Origin of the sequence: Paracoccus sp. NFXS7, assembly GCF_040148865.1 — a bacterium.
Taxonomy (GTDB): Bacteria; Pseudomonadota; Alphaproteobacteria; order Rhodobacterales; family Rhodobacteraceae; genus Paracoccus; species Paracoccus marcusii.
The window spans coordinates 1-16,912 of the sequence record NZ_JAKEKV010000022.1; the positions used below are offsets into that span (position 1 = coordinate 1).

The following is a 16,912-nucleotide window of genomic DNA, read 5'->3' on the forward strand; positions in this document are numbered from 1 at the left end:
TCGCCGAGCTGATCACCGGCTGCGTCCGCAGATAGGTGATCAGGTCGCCAAGGCGCGACCGCCCGTGTGCAGAAGACGCCATGGCCGAGAGACGCGCCAGCTCATGGCGCAGGGTCCCCAGATGACCGAGATCATGAGACAGGCCCCGCGTGGCGGCCTCCAGGAACGTGGCCAACCCGGTCATCGGCGACCAAACCCGGAAGCCAGTGCGGGTCAGCGATACGGATGGCGGCACAATCCACGCGGCAACTACCAGCATCAGCAGGCCCCCTGCCTTCTCGTCCAGCTCATCGCGACCGACCCTTCGATCAGGAGACAGTCCCTGTAGATGACGCGCGGCACCCTCCACGGCCATGAAGACCAGCCGCTCGGCCACCGGGCTGTTGCGCCGGGAGCGGAAGGCATAGCTGGCCGCCGCACGCCATCCCCCCAGGATCGGAACGTGGGACCAGGTGCGACTGGCCTCCACGACCAGGGGCAGCTCCGCATCCTCGAGGCGATCGCCCTCGTCGCGTGTCTGACCGATGGGCGTGGCGGCCGCTTCGATCCGGCGCAGTGCCGCGATCGGCGCGCTGAATGGATCCCCGAGTCGCCGGATGACGGTCAGGACCTTCAGGGCCTTCTCGGCCGCCCGGGCATCCTCGTCCATCGCGGTGCCGCTGGTCAGACGTAGTACCATCCCCTGCGTGGATGCAGCCCTATTAATGTTGCCAGAAACCAATAATTAAAAAGGGGCAAACTCAACCTTGATGCGCCCTGCACTGCGAAACCGCCTCAGTTGCTCCACCTTCTCTGCATTGTCCTCAGCCTCCTTAGACAAGCGATCGATGACCATGCGATTGAAGGTGTCCGCACGTGCGACAAGACTGGCGATCTCGGCATGAAGCGCTTCGGCCTCGTGGCGTTCCTGCAGGGTGTATGGCTGGGCGTCCGCGTCAAAAAGCCTGCGCTCCTGATAGGCGGCCTTCTCCAAGGCGTTTTTGACCCGCATCTTGACAGAGTGCCCGACAGAAATTTCGTCAGTCACAAAGCATCCCCTTATCGCCAATCATACCAGGCCTCCAGCAGCCACCTGCTCGTAGGGGATTATCCGGAGCGATCAGGCATCGCAACTATGGGCCGGGAGACAAGCGAAGTCCCAATAGAACCTTACTCTCATTCATATGCGCCCTTATCGCCCTCCATAGCCAAACTTGAACGCCTCCATCAAAGAGCATCAGAATGGAGTCACGTCTTTCTTGACGACTTCACTAATAAACGTCTAACTGTGAAGTAACGGAGGGCTTTACATGATTAGATTCGCAACACGCCTGAACTCCTTTGCCGCGCAGGCTGACCGGGCCTGGCCCAACCATTCAGGCAAGCCGACGCTGGAAATGATGGCACAACGTGCCGCCAGCGTGCCGGGCCTTACACATGTGGACCTGAACTTTCCCGACCATGTAGCCGATGTCCCCCGCGATGTGCTGGGGCGGATCAACGACCTGGGGTTGCAGGTCAACGGCCTAGCCATGCGCTACTATACCAATCCTGCATTCAAGCTCGGCGCGTTCACCAATCCGGACCGCGCCGTGCGGCAAGAAGCGCTGGACCTCACCAAACGTGGCATTGATGCCGCTTTGGCGATGGGTGCGCCGCTGATGACCCTGTGGCTTGGTCAGGACGGCTTTGATTACAGCTTCCAGGGCGATTATGGTCGCATGTGGGACGATGAGGTGTCGGGGATCCGTGAGGTTGCCGAGCATGCACCCGAATGCATGATCTCGATCGAGTACAAGGCGAATGAGCCAAGATCCTATGCCCTGCTGCCGGATGCGGCCACGACTTTGCTGGCCATTGCCGAAACGGGCTGCGCCAATACCGGCGTGACACTGGATTTCGCGCACGTGCTCTATGCCGATGAGATGCCAGCTTTTGCTGCGACCCTGATCGCGCGGAAATCGCGGCTTCTGGGCGTGCACCTGAACGACGGCTACGCCAAGCGCGACGACGGACTGATGGTTGGCAGTGTGCATCCGCAAGCCACGCTGGAGTTGCTGTGGCAGATCAGCCGTGACGGCTATGACGGGGTAATCTACTTCGACACCTTCCCGGATGCGTCCGGCATCGATCCGGTCGAAGAGTGCCGCACCAATATCGCTGCCGTCCAGCGCTTCATGACGATGGCTGAACGCGTGTCTGCGGATAATGCGCTGCATGATGCCATCGCCACCCAGAATTCCCCGATCAGCCAGCGTGCCATCGCGCGTATCATGGCCGGGGGCTGACTTTACTGTTCTTTCGATTATCGTAAAGGGAGGAGACCCAAGATGATCTCGATCAAATCGTTTCTGATGGCCAGCGCCGTGACGGCCTTTGCCGGTGCTGCGTTCGCGCAGGATCTGGCGCCGCTGAACTCCGACACCGAGGCCGACCGCATGGATTGGTCGGCGCTGTCCGAACAGTTCGGCGACTTGCCAAAGCCTCCAGAGGGAACTCAGGTTGGTGGCGTCTCCAAGACGCTGACCAACGAATACTGGCGTTCGCTTGGCGAGGGTTATCAGAACGTGGCCGATGCGCAGGGCGTGACGCTGGCCTATCAGGCCGCACCCTCCGAAGGCGACCAGTTGGGACAGTTGCAGATTGCCGAAAGCATGATCCTGCAAGGCAACAAGGGCCTGCTGGTGTCCCCGCAGACCGACAACAACCTGCAGCCCGCGATGGAGGCCGCGTCTGCGCAAGGCATCATGGTCGTCAACGTCAATGACGCGGTGATACCCTCGGCCGAACACTATGTTGGCAACGTGCAGCGCGACAACGGCGTGCGTGTGGCCCAATGGTTCATCGACAACGCCCCCGAAGGCGGCAAGGTCGCCGTGATCGAGGGCCAGCCCGGGGTGTTCGCCGCAGGCCAGCGCACCGACGGCTTTACCGCGACCATCACCGAAGCGGGCAATTTCGAAGTGGCAGCCAGTGTTCCTGCGAACTGGAGCCGTGAGACCGCCTACGACGCGGCATCCACGATCCTGCAGCAGCATCCCGACCTGATCGGGTTCTATGCCAACAACGACGGCATGGCACTTGGCGTGGTCGAGGCGGTCAAGGCAGCGGGCCTTCAGGACCAGGTGGCGGTGTTCGGCACGGACGGTATCTCTGACGCCTACGCGTCAATCCGGGCGGGCGATCTGACGGGTACCGTGGACAGCTTTCCGGTGCTGACCGGAGAAGTCGCGATGGAGGTCGTGCTGCGCCTGATTGGTGGACAGGACCTGCCCCGCGTGGTTGCCACCCCGCAGGCGCTGATCACCGCAGACAATGTCAAGGAATTCTCGGTCGAGGATACCGCAGCGCTGCGCGAGATGCTGCTGGCCGAGTGACGCCGGTCTGCTGATCCCGGCCCGCACGGGTCCCTCCCCTTCATGCAGACCGGACTTCGGATGGCGCCACCTCGGCGCCACCCGCCCCCATTCCCGGATAGGTGTCGCTATGACAAATCCCGCCAGTCGGCTGTCGCTCATCGGTGTCAGCAAAGTGTTTCCCGGCATCCGCGCCCTAGACAAGGTCAGCTTTGACGTGCGCCCCGGCGAGGTTCATGGCCTGCTGGGTGAGAACGGAGCCGGCAAATCGACGATGCTGAACATCCTGTCCGCGGTGTTGCAGGCGACCGAAGGACAGATCGTCATCGATGGCCAACCCATCACTCTGACCCGGCCTGCTGACGCCCGCGCCGCCGGGATCGCGATGATCCACCAGGAACTGCAGCATATCCCGCAGTTGAGCGTCGCGCAGAACCTGTTCCTGGGCCGCCCGCTGACGCGCACCGGCGGCCTTCTGGTCGATCGCGCCACGCAGGAAGCGCGTGCCCGTGCCATCCTGGCCGATCTGGATCCACGCATCGATCCACGGGCGCCGATCCACACCCTGAAGGTCGCCCAGCAGCAGATCGTCGAGATCGCCCGAGCTTTGCTGGATGACGCCAAGATCATCGCGATGGACGAGCCGACATCGTCGCTGACGCCATCGGAATTCGACGCGCTGGCAGCGCTGATCGCGCGGCTGGCCGCACAGGGCAAATCGATCATCTATGTCAGCCACAAGATGAACGAGGTCTTTCAAGTCTGCGACCGCGCCACGATCCTGCGCGACGGGCGGTTCATCGACACCGTGGACCTTTCGCAGATCACCGAGGATCAAGTCATCGCCAAGATGGTCGGCCGCGACATCCTGAATGCCCGCCATGTCAGCCATGCCCGCCCCGAAGTCGTCATGGAGGTTCAAAACCTGTCCGACGGCGGACTGATCCATGATGCGAGCTTTTCCCTGCATAAGGGAGAGGTTCTGGGTCTTGCCGGTCTGGTCGGGTCGGGGCGCACGGAATTGCTGCGCCTGATCGCGGGGATCGACCGCGCCAAGACCGGCAGCGTCACCCTCAACGGCAAGCCGGTCGATCTGCGCAGTCCGCGCATGGCAATCCGCGCAGGCATCGGTCTGGTCCCGGAGGAGCGCAAGAAGGATGGCATCGTCCGGGCGCGCCCCGTGTCTTCCAACATCGCGCTGCCGTGCATGGGTCGGTTCACGCGGTTCGGCCTTGTCCAACGGGGCAAGCTGCATAAAGAATCGACAGCGCTGATGAAACGCATGGGGATGCGCCCGCCCGACGTCACCCGCGCCATAGGCACCTTCTCCGGAGGCAATCAGCAAAAGGCCATCATCGGACGCTGGCTCGCCGCCGACGTGGATATCCTGCTGTTTGACGAACCCACACGCGGCATCGACATCGGTGCGAAATCGGAAATCTACGATCTGATCGCGCAGCTGGCACAGTCCGGCAAGTCGATCATCGTCGTCAGTTCGGAACTGCCTGAGATCATCCGGCTGTCCGACCGCGTCATGGTCATGCGGGAAGGAACGATCGCCGCCATCCTCAATGCCGACCAGATATCCGAAGACGCCATCGTGGCAAATGCCATTCCCAAATCAAAAGGCCCGGTACCCGTGGCCCAAGCCCTTGAGGCCATGTGATGATCGATACCGCAATCCCCACCCGCAAGGCTCCCCGCTTCAATCTGCGCGATGCCGGGACGTTCCTCGGCCTCGTGCTGATCTTTGCCGTCTTTGCGGCGCTGAACCCGGTGTTTCTGACGGCGCCGAACCTGATCAACATTCTGCAGCAATCCTCGATCAACGCCTGCATCGCGTTGGGAATGACATTTGTCATCATCTCAGGCGGGATCGACCTGTCGGTCGGGCCCACCGCCGCCGTGTCGGCCATCGTCGGCGCCACGCTCATGATCGCCGGCGTGCCGATCCCGCTGGCCGTGGCAGGCGCCATCGCAACAGGGATGGCCTGTGGTCTGTTCAACGGTGCGCTGGTGGCAATCGCCGGATTGCAGCCCTTCATCGTGACGCTTGGCGCGCTTTCACTGTACCGGGCGCTGGCGCTGATCTTCACCGGCGGCAACCCGATCTTCGGCATCCCGACAGAATTCCGGTCCGCGATCAACGGGCTTGTCATGGGCGTACCCGTTCCGGTGATCATCGTGGCGATCATTGCGGCCATCCTGTGGGTCGTGCTGAACCGCAGCCCGCTTGGCGAGTACATCCTGGCCGTTGGCGGCAATCCCGAGGCTGCACGCATCGCCGGCGTCCCCGTCGCGCGCACCAAGATCATCGTCTATGTCCTGTCGGGCGGTCTGGCGGCTGTTGCGGCGCTGATCCTGACGGGCAGACTTGGCGCCGCTGACCCGACCATGGGCAACCTGTGGGAACTGGACGCTATCGCGGCGGCAGCCATCGGCGGCGCGTCCCTCATGGGCGGCAAGGGGTCAGTCGTGGGAACGCTGATGGGGGCTGTCATCCTGGGCGGCCTCAGGAACGGGCTGACGCTGATGAACGTGCAGGCCTTCTATCAGCTGCTGGCGACAGGTATCATCATCCTCGTCGCAATGCTGATCGACCGGGCTACCCGCGGCCGCGCATGACAGGAGCTTTGATGGACCACACCGACCCGCGCAGCATCGGGGCCCAGATCCGGATGCGGATGCCCTATCTCACCCCGCTGGAGACCCGCGTGGTCGAGGGGATGACAGGCCGCACCGATCTGGACCGCACCACGGCGTTGCGGCAGGTGTCGGGCGATGCGGGCGTGTCGGACGCCATGGTCGTCAAGATCGCCAAGAAACTGGGATTTGCCGGTTTTCGTGATTTCCGCGAGGCGTTGGTGATCTATCGCCAAACGGATGTCGCCTCGCTGCATTCCGAGATCTCGCCGGACGACAGTTCGGCCGACATCATCCGCAAAGTGTTCCAGACCTCCATGCAGGCGCTGGAGGAGACGATGTCCATCATCGACGTGGCGGCCTTCGACCGCGCGGCCGACCTGCTGCACGGTGCGGGACAGCGCGATTTCTATGGCGTCGGCGGCTCCGCCCAGATCGCCCGCGACGTGGCACATAAATTTCTCCGCATCGGGCTGCGCGCAAGCGTGCAGGACGATCCGCACATGATGCTGATGTCGGCGTCGCTTTTAGGGCCTGCCGACGTAGCCGTGGCCTTCAGCCACTCCGGCACCACGTCGAACGTGATCGAGGCCGCGCGGCTCGCCCGACAGCAGGGCGCGCGTGTGATCGCTGTCACCAACTACTCCACCTCTCCGCTGTCCGAACTGGCCGACATCGCGCTGTGCTCGACCGCGCAGGGATCGCCCCTGCTGGGCGAGAACGCTGCCGCGCGGATAGCACAGCTGAACATCATGGACGCCATCTTCGTGGCCGTCGCGCAGCGGGACCTGGACCGGTCCGAGGCGCAACTGGCCCGCACCCGCAACGCGGTCGAGACCAAACGCCGCCGCTGAACAGGACACCTCTCATGTCATCCCACCCCTGCGCCGTCGTGGTCGGCAGCCTGCATTACGACATCGTGGTCGATGCCCACCACCGCCCCGCGTCAGGCGAAACAGTGACGGGAACCGCATGGCGTCCGGTTTTTGGCGGGAAGGGCGGAAATCAGGCCGCCGCCGTCGTGGCCGCGGGCATTCCGTGCCGGATGGTATCGGCAGTCGGTGATGACGGGTTCGGGATTTTTCTGCGCGATCGGCTACGCGCGGCGGGTGTGGACGACAGCCATGTGGCAACCCTGCCCGGCCAAGGGTCCGGAATGAGTGTCGCGATCATGGACGCGGGGGGCGACTATGGAGCGGTCATCGTCTCCGGGACGAATATGGAAATCGATCCTGCGAGACTGGAGCAAGAAGGCCTGTGGGAGGGCGCGACACATCTGGTTCTGCAAAACGAGATTCCCGAGGCCCTCAACATCGCTGCCGCGCAGGCTGCGCATGCGCGCGGCTTGTCGGTTGTTCTGAATGCCGCACCTGCGCGCACTCTGTCAGACACGCTCGTGCAGATCATCGACATCCTTGTAGTCAACGCCGGAGAAGCGGAGGCGCTGTGTGGCATTGCCGTGGCCAGCCTTGATACCGCGCAGGACGCTGCAAAGGCTCTGTCCGAACGCTTTCGGGTTGTGGTCGTCACTGCGGGCGGAGACGGCGTCGCCGTGGCAGGGATGGATGGCACGTATTCGGAACCCGGGCATAGCGTGACGTTGATCAGCACTCATGGGGCTGGGGACTGCTTCATCGGCACGATGATTGCCCGATTGGTGAAACGACACGCGTTGCCCGATGCCGTCAAGAGCGCGAACCTGGCTGCGGCGAAGCACGTCTCCAGGGAAGTGTGATACGGGAAGAGTTAATCGGATCGCTCGCCGAAAGAAGGTTCAGCAGATAGAACGATTGCGGCCTTACCATTTCAAGGTCATGCGATATGCGCCCTTATCCGGGTGGTAAATATTCCACGCCGGTGGAGAGACAGTACGCGGCGTGGTCCGAAGGACAGTTTGAAATGCCGCCCTTCGGCCTCATGACAACCTAACTAACGGGTTATTTGGCACTTGCGCAGCCGCTACATTGGCGGCTGATGGAGCGCCGTCTTGAAAGGCCGCCTTGGCCACATCCCCGCTTTTCGCATTTAATACATGTCTCCGGCGGCAAGGGGCGTGACCCACTTGCCGCGCATTCTGCCGCATCGCTTTCTGGACGCGAGGGCGGACCTGCGTCACCAGCGATGGCGCAACGTGGCGGACACCGACCGACCGGGATTGTAGTAATCGGCGGACCCCCGGCCCACGACATGCTGCTCGTCGGCCAGGTTGTGGATGTTCAGCGACAATTCCGTCCTGTCGGTCACGTCATAGCTATAGGCGGCGTCCAGCAGCACGATAGCCTCGCTGCGTCCGGTGTCGTTTTGGGTCGCAAAAAAATACGTTCCCGTATATCGCGCGCCCAGACCAAAGGTCATGTCGCCGCGATTGCCCGCTCCGGAGACGGTGTAATCGATCCACAGCGATGCCGCATGCCGGGGAACAATGCCCACTGCATTGCCGGTCACGGGCGTTCCAAAGATCGGGTCAGAGCGCAGAACCTCGGAGTCAGCATAGGAGTAGGATGCCGTGACGGCCACGTCGGGGGTCAGTTCGGCCTTGGCCTCGAGGTCCAAACCCTTGACCCGGATCTCTCCGACCAGGTCGCGATCGCCGGTATCGATATTCGTGACGCTGATGTTCGTCTTGGTCAGTTCATAGATTGCGGCGCTGAACAGTCCGTCAAAGCCGGTCGGTTCATATTTCACCCCAAGCTCGTACTGGTCACCGCGTTCGGGGTCCGTGCCCAGGTCCGGCGGCGCTACGGATTCGGCATAGCTGGCATATGCCGAAATCTGCGGCGTCACTTTCCAGGTCAGTGCTCCCCGGGCAGAGGTTTCAGCATAGTCGTCGCTCTCGGATGTGCCCGCAAGGCGGTCATCCACCGACAGGTCAAGCCGGTCATGACGCACACCCACCGTCGCGATGAAACGGTCGTCCAGCGACAGGTTCTGCTGCGCGAACACGGCGCGCGTGCGGCTGTCGCGTTCTTCGTCCAGATACGGGCTCAAGTCATCGGGCGCACCCGAATAGACAGGATCGCGCGGGTCGATCGGGTCTGCGGCGGCAAAGGACGACCCCTGCGACGACTTCACCGAGCGATACTCGACGCCCACCAGCGTGCTGCTGTCGATACGGCCCAGACCTCGGTCATATTGCAGGATCACATCTCCTGCCAGCTCTTCAGCGGTGCCGTCTGTGGCGATGAAGCCGCGACCGACCGGAAACGCGCCGTCATCGCCTGAGACATAAACATAGCCGTAGTCGTCGGTCGTGTCGCTATAGCGCAGGTTCGACCGAAGGGTCAGCCCCTCCCCGAAATCATGTTCCGCGATCACGTTCACGGTCGTCCGCTCGACGTTGAGATAGTTGAAGTCCGGCTCTCCCAGGAACAGGCTGCGGTCATAGCTGCCGCCGCGGGGATAGCCGCCGCTGTTGGGCGTCGCGTCGCGGTCCAGGTAATCGACGATCAGGCTGACCGAGGTCACGTCACTGGGCTGCCAGGTCAGGCCGCCCATCAGAAACGTCTCGTCATCGCGCGAAAAATCGTATTCGCGGTCGCTGTCCTGCAGCTTGCCGGTCAGGCGCCATGACAGGGTCGCGTTCGGGGTCAGCACGTCGCCGAAGTCGAACCCGTATTCCTTGCGACTATCCGATCCGACTGTGCCGAACACCTCTGAGAACCGTTCCGCGCGCGGTCGCTTGGTCACGAAGTTGATCGAGCCGCCCGGATCGGCTGGCCCGAACAGGGTCGAGTTGGCACCACGGATGACCTCCACCCGCTCGTAAGCCAAGGGCTCTTCGCGGATGCCCCGCAGGCCACCAAGCGTGATTCCGTCGCGATAGGTCGAGGCGTCGAAACCCCTGATCTGATAATAGTCGTTGCGGTCGTCGGTGCCATAGTAATCGGCGATCGTGCCCGCGGAATATTGCAGCACGTCCTCCAGCGTGCGGGCGTCGCGACGCTCGATCTCGGCTTGGGTGATGACAGAGACGGAGGCGGGCGTATCCAATATGCTGGTCGCTACCTTGCCGCCCACGGCCAACTCCCGTGCCACAATGGAATTGGCATCGTCATCGCCGCCGTAGGCATAGAGCGTGATCTCGGGCAGGCGGATGATAGGTGACAGGCGTGTCGCTGCGCTGTCTTGCGCACTGGCCGCGACAGGCATCAGGGCGATCACTGCACAGCAGGACAGCAGAGCCGAGCGGGCATGGCAGGCGTTCCTCAGGGTCATGGCGAAAGCCTTATGTAATCTGTCGGATTACTGCCGGCTTAGGCCTGACGGTTTCGTGGGACAAGCCTGCAACGGGTGCATCGCATGCGCCCGTTGCAGAAAGGTGACACTCAGTCAGTTATTCGCAGTAGTGCGGTGGCGGCCCACTGGTAGCATCATCGGACGTCCCGAAACAGGGTCAGTGATGATCCGGCTGGTCAAGCCGAAGACCTGTTGGATCGTATCCCGGGTCAGCACGTCCTCGGGCGCCCCCTGCCCATGCACGTGCCCCGCTGCCATGGCCACCAGCCGGTCGGCATAGCGCGCTGCCAGGTTCAAATCGTGTAGCACCATTACTATGGTGATGCCGCGACGGGCGTTCAGGTCGCATAACAGATCCAGCAGCTCTATCTGGTGGGCGATGTCCAGGAAGGTCGTCGGCTCGTCCAGCAGCAGCAGGTCGGTCTGCTGCGCCAGCGCCATGGCGATCCAGACGCGCTGGCGCTGACCGCCCGACAGCTCGTCCACGGCGCGGTCGGCCAGATCGGTCGTGCGCGTTGCCTGCAGCGCGTCGGCGACCGCCTGATCGTCGTGCGGCCCCCACCGTGATATCAGGCCGTGATGCGGGTGGCGTCCCCGGCTGACCAGGTCGGCCACGGTGATCCCCTCCGGCGCGATCAGCGATTGCGGCAGCAGGCCCAAGGTCCGAGCCAGGGCGCGCGTGGGCATGCGGTGAATGGCGGTGCCATCCAGCGTGACCTGCCCCCGCCCCGGCCGCAGCAGGCGCGACATCACCCTCAGCAGGGTCGACTTGCCGCAGGCATTCGCCCCCACGATGGCCGTGATGCGTCCCGGCATCAGATCCAGGTCCAGCCCCTGCAGGATAGCACGGTCGCCATACCCTGCCGACAGGTCGCAGACCCTTAAATTATGGTCGACGGTCACAGCGTGCCTCCGGTACGGTTCGCGCGGATGATGAGATAGATCAGGAAGGGAGCGCCCAGGGCACCTGTCACGACGCCGACAGGATAGCGGCCCGGCAACAGGAACTGTCCTGCGAAATCGCCTGCCAGAACCAGCACCGCGCCCACCAGGGCCGCGGGGATCAGCAACGATCCGTTCGGCCCCACGATCCGCGCGGCGATGGGTCCGGACAGGAACGCAACGAAGGCGATGGGCCCGGTCGTGGCTGTGGCGACCGCGATCATGCCGACCGCGCCCAGGATCACCGCCAGCCGGGTGGCCCCCACACGCACACCGAGGGCGGCGGCCATGTCGTCGCCCATGCGCAGTGCCTCAAGGTCGCGGCTGCGGCTGATCAGCAGACCGCCGAACAGCGCAAGCGCGCCCAGCAGGGGCCAGGCCTGATCCAGCCGCGCGCCGTTCACACTGCCCGACAGCCAGCGCATCGCCTCCTGCAGGTCCCAGGCCGGGGCGCGGGCCAGCGCATAGGCGATGAAGCTGTTGATCATCGCCGATACGCCGATGCCGACCAGGATCAGCCGCGATCCCGCGACCCCACCCCGAAAGGACAGGCCATAGATCAGCAGCGCGACCCCCAGCCCGGCACCTATCGCCACTGCAGATAGTGCCGGACCGTCCAGCGACAGGAACACGATGCCGAACACCGCCGCCGCGCTGGCCCCGGCGCTGACGCCGATAATGTCCGGACTGGCCAGCGGGTTGCGCAGCATCACCTGGAACGCAACGCCGCCCAGACCGAAACACGCCCCCGCCAGAACCGACATCACCGCGCGTGGCAGGCGCAGATGGCCCACCGCAAAGGCGTCAGGCCCGCCCTGCCCCGCCAGGATGCGCAGCACCTGGCCCGGCGGGGTCAGGCTTTGCCCCGACATCAGCGTCAGTGCAAAGCCCGCGAGGACCAAGGCCAGCAGCGTCAGGGCGACCGCGCGCCAGCGGCTCGTGCGCCGCCGGCGGCCGGCGGCCAGGAGGGGCAGGGCGCCGTTCACAGGTCTCGGACCCGTTGTCGGCGCACGATCCAGATGAACACGGGCGCGCCCACAAGGGCGGTGACGATGCCCACGTCCAACTCGCTTGGCCGGGCGACCAGGCGGCCCGCGATGTCCGACAGGATCAGCAGCCCCGCGCCCCCAAGCGCCGATGCCGGCAACAACCAGCGGTGATCGACGCCCAGCAGCAGCCGACAGACATGCGGCACAACCAAGCCTACGAAACCGATGGGCCCGCAGACCGCGGTGGCTGCCCCGCACAACAGGATCGCCCCAAGCGCCGCGGTGACCCGCGCCAGCGCGACCTTTTCGCCAAGCCCTGCGGCGACGTCGTCGCCAAGGGCCAACAGGTTCAATTTGCGGGCCGACAGCATGGCCAGCGCGAACCCGGCGGCCATGACCGGCGCCACCAGCCCGATCCGGTCAAAGGTCGCGCCGCCGACGCCGCCCACCTGCCAGGACCGCACGCCCCCCGCGATGTCCGCGCGCGGAAGCACCACCGCCAGCGTCAGCGACGAAAACGCGACCGAGGTGGCCGCCCCCGCCAGCGCCAGCTTCAGCGGTGTCGCGCCCCCCCGCCCGATCGAGCCTACGCCATAGACGAAGACCGCCGTCAGCCCCGCCCCAAGAATCGCCAGCCAGATAAAGGTTGAGGCGGCCGCGATGCCGAACCAGGCGATGCCGATGACCACCGCCAATGCCGCGCCGTTGTTGATGCCCAGAATCCCGGGATCGGCGAGCGGGTTGCGCGTGACGCCCTGCATGATTGCACCCGACAGGCCCAGGGCCGTGCCGGCAGCGGCAGCCATCAGCGTGCGCGGAATGCGCACCGCGACCGCCGCCTGTCCGATGCTGTCGGTTGCACCGCGCAATCCCGCGACCATATCGGCCCAACTTACGCTGCGCGTGCCGATGGCCAATGACAGCGCGCATAGCGCTACGACCGCGCAGGCCAGCAGAAGCAGCATGCCGGCACGCCCGGTCGCGCGGGTCAGGGGGGCAGCAGGGACGGTCATTCAGCGGCTTGTGCGGCCTTGGCCAGGCGGTCTGCGTAGTCGTCCAGCACCCAAGGGATCGACAGCGGCGTGGGGTTCGCCCCGGTGCCCACCGCGTCATTGTCCAGCATCACCAGCGCACCGTTCGCTGCCGCAGGCATCCGCGCGACCAGCGGGTCGGCTATCAGCCGGTCACGCAGTTCGGGGGAGCCGTAGGATACGAAGATGTCCACATCGTCGAACTGGTCGATCAGCTCGGCGCTGACCTCTCCGGAAAACTGGCCAGGCAGCGTGGCATCGGTCACGCTTTGCGGCATGCCCAGGCCCAGGTCGCGAAAGAACTGCACCCGCGTGTCATTGGCGGAATAGAACCGGATGACGGAAAGGTCGGTGCTGTCCAGATGGGTGATAAACATGGCGGTCTTGCCGGACAATTCGGGATGCGCGGCGGCGGTCGCGGCAATCCGCGCCTCCAGATCGGCGATCAGCGTCTCTGCCTGCGCGGCCATACCCATGCCTTGGGCGTTCAGGCGGATCATCTGGCGCCAGTCGGTCGACCATGGCGACGCCGGATAGGCCACCACCGGCGCGATCATGCTGAGCGTGTCGTAATCGGACCGGCTGAGCCCCGAATAGGCCGCCAGGATCACGTCGGGCTGCGTGGCCGCGACCGCCTCGAAGTCGATACCGTCACCTTCGTCGAACAGGGGGGGCGTGTCTGCGCCCAAGTCGTCAAGCCGGGCGGCGACCCATGGCAGCAGGCCGTCGCCATCCTCGTCGCCAAAGCCCGCAGCGGCGAAACCCACGGGCACAACGCCCAGGGCCAGCGGCACCTCATGGTTGGCCCAGGCCACGGTGGCCACGCGCTCCGGGCGTTGTCCGATCACCGTATGGCCGAAAGCGTGGTCAATGGTGATGGGGAAATCCTGTGCGACCGCTGCAGTCGCGCCAAAGGGCAGCAGCACGATCAGCAGGGCACGACAGCATCCGGGGAACACGGCCTGAAACATAGGCTTGCCATTTCCTTATGGTTTTTGTCGGCATTCCACGCCGGTTGCGGCTTGTCAAGCGGGACGCACTCTAAGGTCAAGACGCATTCAAATGTAGCCTTGGACAAAGCTCAGACTGGAGCTAGGCCTTGCGGATCATGCCAACAAATTCGGTCCCAGAGAGACGGACTTGGAACTATCCCCTTTGGATTAGCGGCAAGAGTAACTGAATATGTACCGCCCCTCGCCACCTGGGCGACCGGGGCTCACTGAGCATAAGCGCTGACTGCTCAAGAGGTAGTCGCGGGCGGCCCCACGATACTCGATTTCCGGATCCTCGATCCCGACAGCCATCACGGCGACCTCCAATTGGCCGCGGCGATCAGCGATATACCACGCATTGCCCTTGTAGAAATGTTCGTCAGCGGTGCCGAAATCGGAAACGGGCGGTGTTGTGCACCCCCCAAGAGCAAGCAAGCCGATCAATGCGTATTTCATGCCAAATTCCGTCCCTAAAAATCACGCGAGCAGGCTGCACCATTGATACGAAGACGAACTTTCTATTGAAGTGTGAGTTCCACGGTTAAATGCCTGTCTTCACATTCAACCCGCAAGCATCATCGGCACAATTGCCGAGGATGCGGAATATCTTCTAATGAGCAATCTAGACGCGGATATCGAAGAACTAGCTTCAACACGGCTAGCGTACGCTAATAAGATTTCCCTGAGGACCTGTAGGTAAGCTGTGATAATCAATGACTGCAGGGTAAGGCACCATGGCGGGCGCCAAAATCGTCGAGTGCTTGTTGCATGCTTTCACTGACGTAAACGCTCTTACCAGCGGCTCGCTCCTCCTGGATCCGATCCCCTATCAGACGTGCCTCGTGCAACGGAGAGTGATGACCGGCATCTTTCACTTTTGAAAGCGCAGCTTCGTCAGATGTGATCTGATCGTTATACCCGGCGACATATCGCGTAGAAAAAAATGTAAAACCAACAAATGTCAGGCTTTTGAATGGAGCATCAAGGAAGAAATCAGCGCAGACCATGCCTGTACTGGGAGCATGACCGCCCAACCTTTTCGACAGCGCCCCATAATGCTCGTAGGGTACTATTTTTACACCTGCGGAACTTCCGAACTTTTCCTCGACAAGCAGGGTATCAAGAAAAGCGCTTTTCTTGAGAGTCCTATGGACGATATATTCTACGCCAGCACGGTTGATATCATTCAAAGTGACCGGCTGACTACCACTAGCAAAACTGTGAAAAAGCACATCACAACGCAACGAATCTTCTTTCCATAAATCAAGAGACGTATGGATACCATTCTTCATCCTAACAACAATGTCGACTTTGGAGTAGTCGATGCTTTTCAAATCATCGAACAGAGTACTGGCAGGACCTACAATAAGTATCCTTTTGCCACGAAATTGTTCCGGTGATATCGTATACTGATCCTTGAACTGCCTATACAGCGTTTTGTATATTACAGAACGCAGCAGCCTGGGGGAATGCTTGGCAAGTGCATGCCTGTATCGAGAGATCATGGTTGAGCGTAGGCTCCTTGCAAAAGGTGAAGTAAAGAATACCGGCCTCGTTTTATCACAATCACCCTCACCAAATCCTCTCTTGCTTCCGCTGCTCTCCTGGCAACCCCGCTTGTGCATTCAAGAACACATCGCATCTCGTATCAGCTGACCGAGTGTCCGGTATGGATGGAAGAAGAGATTATGAGTACGATTTCACGGTAGAGGTCGATCCATCGCATCTTTTTCAGCGAACCACAGGTCAGCATGCTCGCATCTCCGGTATTCTTCGAAGTACGGGCCTCCTTCGGTATAGTGGATAAGATGCGTATCCTCGAGGGGAGTGTCACTATAATCGACCAGGTGGTTCCAGCCTTGGGGCAACGCGCCTATCCGACTGTCATCCGTTAGCCACTTGAAGCGATGCAGCTCGAGGCCGGAGGCCGTATTCACGTAATCAGGAGTAAGTGCCGTGCAGCGGGCGTTATTGAACAGCATCATGCTCGACCAGTTTTTCTTTTCATACGTTGTCTGCGTCGCGCCACGGAATTTTGTCTGCTCTTGGGGGACATGGTCGTGCTGGACGCACATCACGTCATAACTATCATCGCGCATGGCCCAGAGCTTAGCGATGTCATCAATACAGAGCATATCGCAGTCCATGAATATGGACCATCCAGAATACCCGCTCAACCACGGCACAAGAAACCGAGAAAACGAAAACTCCGTCGATTGGAGCGCATTTCGCTCACGGGTAAAAACGCCCTCCAGACCGCCAAGCACAATCGGCGTGATACTCAAAGGCTGCGTGGCCCGCGAGAGGAGGCTATGAGACAGGGCATGGTAGGCCACAGGCTCGTGGCTGTCATAACCGATGAAGATACGGATCAGGTCTGCAGTATTGGCTTCGGGCAAAACAATCATCACTTCTTGCAGGAATTGAATGTCAGCGTGATTGTGACAGGGATGAGACTGTCTCACCACCAAGAAAATGATCCCAGTCATTCGATGCCAGGACTAGACGCCCAAACCGGGTAATTCTCTGATCAGGTCCCCTTTCAGGAACCTGAATCATGTAAAGCGTGCAAGATCGATGTGTCTGAAGCCCAGGAAGGTTTCATTCGATCTCCGGTAAAAGCGCGGTCAGAAATCCAAGAAACAGCAGCAGCGAGAGCGCGTTGAACACCTGCTGCATGCCGACCAGATCAGCGATCCCCCCAAGGGCGGCTGCGCCAAGCGCCCCGACCCCGAACGCAAAGC

Annotated in this window: 16 protein-coding genes; 6 read left to right on the plus strand and 10 right to left on the minus strand. The window is 62.2% G+C overall.

Annotated elements, in window-relative coordinates; all coding sequences use genetic code 11:
- Together LZ686_RS18465 and LZ686_RS18470 are read right to left on the minus strand one after the other, a co-directional pair.
- Positions 1-679, minus strand: a 679-nt coding sequence (locus tag LZ686_RS18465) for a hypothetical protein (RefSeq protein ID WP_349548724.1), incomplete at its 3' end; no start/stop codon positions are given.
- Between the two features lie 45 nt (positions 680-724).
- Entirely contained in the window at positions 725-1,027 is a 303-nt protein-coding gene (locus LZ686_RS18470; RefSeq protein ID WP_349548725.1) for a hypothetical protein, read from the minus strand.
- 262 nt (positions 1,028-1,289) lie between these two features.
- Here LZ686_RS18470 and LZ686_RS18475 point away from each other — a divergent pair, with 262 nt between their 5' ends.
- The 6 genes from LZ686_RS18475 to LZ686_RS18500 all read left to right on the plus strand — a co-directional run bounded on the left by LZ686_RS18475 (position 1,290) and on the right by LZ686_RS18500 (position 7,713).
- Positions 1,290-2,267 (plus strand): sugar phosphate isomerase/epimerase family protein, encoded by a 978-nt coding sequence (locus LZ686_RS18475; protein ID WP_347919587.1) that lies wholly within the window; start codon positions 1,290-1,292, stop codon positions 2,265-2,267.
- A gap of 42 nt (positions 2,268-2,309) precedes the next feature.
- Entirely contained in the window at positions 2,310-3,356 is a 1,047-nt protein-coding gene (locus tag LZ686_RS18480) for a sugar ABC transporter substrate-binding protein (RefSeq protein WP_349548726.1), read from the plus strand.
- A 109-nt stretch (positions 3,357-3,465) separates the two neighbouring features.
- Complete coding sequence (locus tag LZ686_RS18485) at positions 3,466-5,001, plus strand: sugar ABC transporter ATP-binding protein (protein ID WP_349548727.1); 1,536 nt, start codon at positions 3,466-3,468, stop codon at positions 4,999-5,001.
- Entirely contained in the window at positions 5,001-5,960 is a 960-nt protein-coding gene (locus LZ686_RS18490; RefSeq protein WP_349548728.1) for an ABC transporter permease, read from the plus strand. The genes LZ686_RS18485 and LZ686_RS18490 overlap by 1 nt, the downstream gene beginning before the upstream one ends.
- Before the next feature lie 11 nt (positions 5,961-5,971).
- Positions 5,972-6,832 (plus strand): MurR/RpiR family transcriptional regulator, encoded by an 861-nt coding sequence (locus LZ686_RS18495; RefSeq protein WP_347919579.1) that lies wholly within the window; start codon positions 5,972-5,974, stop codon positions 6,830-6,832.
- A 14-nt stretch (positions 6,833-6,846) separates the two neighbouring features.
- On the plus strand, positions 6,847-7,713 hold the full coding sequence (locus LZ686_RS18500; protein WP_349548729.1) for a ribokinase: 867 nt from the start codon (positions 6,847-6,849) through the stop codon (positions 7,711-7,713).
- 377 nt (positions 7,714-8,090) lie between these two features.
- Here LZ686_RS18500 and LZ686_RS18505 read toward each other — a convergent pair whose 3' ends face one another.
- The 8 genes from LZ686_RS18505 to LZ686_RS18540 all read right to left on the minus strand — a co-directional run bounded on the left by LZ686_RS18505 (position 8,091) and on the right by LZ686_RS18540 (position 16,657).
- On the minus strand, positions 8,091-10,193 hold the full coding sequence (locus LZ686_RS18505; protein WP_349548730.1) for a TonB-dependent siderophore receptor: 2,103 nt from the start codon (positions 10,191-10,193) through the stop codon (positions 8,091-8,093).
- Positions 10,194-10,307: 114 nt separating this feature from the next.
- The gene (locus tag LZ686_RS18510; protein ID WP_349548731.1) at positions 10,308-11,117 is read right to left on the minus strand and encodes an ABC transporter ATP-binding protein; all 810 of its coding nucleotides are present in this window, start codon (positions 11,115-11,117) and stop codon (positions 10,308-10,310) included.
- Positions 11,114-12,142: a FecCD family ABC transporter permease gene (locus LZ686_RS18515; protein WP_349548732.1), complete on the minus strand. Its 1,029-nt coding sequence runs from the start codon at positions 12,140-12,142 to the stop codon at positions 11,114-11,116. Before LZ686_RS18515 ends, LZ686_RS18510 begins: the two co-directional genes overlap by 4 nt.
- Positions 12,139-13,158: a FecCD family ABC transporter permease gene (locus LZ686_RS18520; protein ID WP_349548733.1), complete on the minus strand. Its 1,020-nt coding sequence runs from the start codon at positions 13,156-13,158 to the stop codon at positions 12,139-12,141. Before LZ686_RS18520 ends, LZ686_RS18515 begins: the two co-directional genes overlap by 4 nt.
- The gene (locus LZ686_RS18525; RefSeq protein ID WP_349548734.1) at positions 13,155-14,147 is read right to left on the minus strand and encodes an iron-siderophore ABC transporter substrate-binding protein; all 993 of its coding nucleotides are present in this window, start codon (positions 14,145-14,147) and stop codon (positions 13,155-13,157) included. The genes LZ686_RS18520 and LZ686_RS18525 overlap by 4 nt, the downstream gene beginning before the upstream one ends.
- A 189-nt stretch (positions 14,148-14,336) precedes the next feature.
- On the minus strand, positions 14,337-14,624 hold the full coding sequence (locus LZ686_RS18530; protein ID WP_349548735.1) for a hypothetical protein: 288 nt from the start codon (positions 14,622-14,624) through the stop codon (positions 14,337-14,339).
- A gap of 254 nt (positions 14,625-14,878) precedes the next feature.
- A complete protein-coding gene (locus tag LZ686_RS18535; protein WP_349548736.1) occupies positions 14,879-15,673 on the minus strand; it encodes a hypothetical protein in 795 nt (264 codons plus the stop codon).
- A 195-nt stretch (positions 15,674-15,868) separates the two neighbouring features.
- Positions 15,869-16,657 carry a hypothetical protein gene (locus LZ686_RS18540; protein WP_349548737.1) on the minus strand — a complete coding sequence of 263 codons (789 nt, stop codon included), beginning with the start codon at positions 16,655-16,657 and terminating at the stop codon, positions 15,869-15,871.
- Positions 16,658-16,912: the final 255 nt, after the last annotated feature.

Coding starts and splice junctions, on each gene's coding strand:
- LZ686_RS18475 (WP_347919587.1), top strand. CDS start 1,290: ATGATTAGATTCGCAACACGCCTGAACTCCTTTGCCGCGCAGGCTGAC.
- LZ686_RS18480 (WP_349548726.1), top strand. CDS start 2,310: ATGATCTCGATCAAATCGTTTCTGATGGCCAGCGCCGTGACGGCCTTT.
- LZ686_RS18485 (WP_349548727.1), top strand. CDS start 3,466: ATGACAAATCCCGCCAGTCGGCTGTCGCTCATCGGTGTCAGCAAAGTG.
- LZ686_RS18490 (WP_349548728.1), top strand. CDS start 5,001: ATGATCGATACCGCAATCCCCACCCGCAAGGCTCCCCGCTTCAATCTG.
- LZ686_RS18495 (WP_347919579.1), top strand. CDS start 5,972: ATGGACCACACCGACCCGCGCAGCATCGGGGCCCAGATCCGGATGCGG.
- LZ686_RS18500 (WP_349548729.1), top strand. CDS start 6,847: ATGTCATCCCACCCCTGCGCCGTCGTGGTCGGCAGCCTGCATTACGAC.
- LZ686_RS18505 (WP_349548730.1), bottom strand. CDS start 10,193: ATGACCCTGAGGAACGCCTGCCATGCCCGCTCGGCTCTGCTGTCCTGC.
- LZ686_RS18520 (WP_349548733.1), bottom strand. CDS start 13,158: ATGACCGTCCCTGCTGCCCCCCTGACCCGCGCGACCGGGCGTGCCGGC.
- LZ686_RS18525 (WP_349548734.1), bottom strand. CDS start 14,147: ATGTTTCAGGCCGTGTTCCCCGGATGCTGTCGTGCCCTGCTGATCGTG.
- LZ686_RS18530 (WP_349548735.1), bottom strand. CDS start 14,624: ATGAAATACGCATTGATCGGCTTGCTTGCTCTTGGGGGGTGCACAACA.
- LZ686_RS18535 (WP_349548736.1), bottom strand. CDS start 15,673: ATGATCTCTCGATACAGGCATGCACTTGCCAAGCATTCCCCCAGGCTG.
- LZ686_RS18540 (WP_349548737.1), bottom strand. CDS start 16,657: ATGACTGGGATCATTTTCTTGGTGGTGAGACAGTCTCATCCCTGTCAC.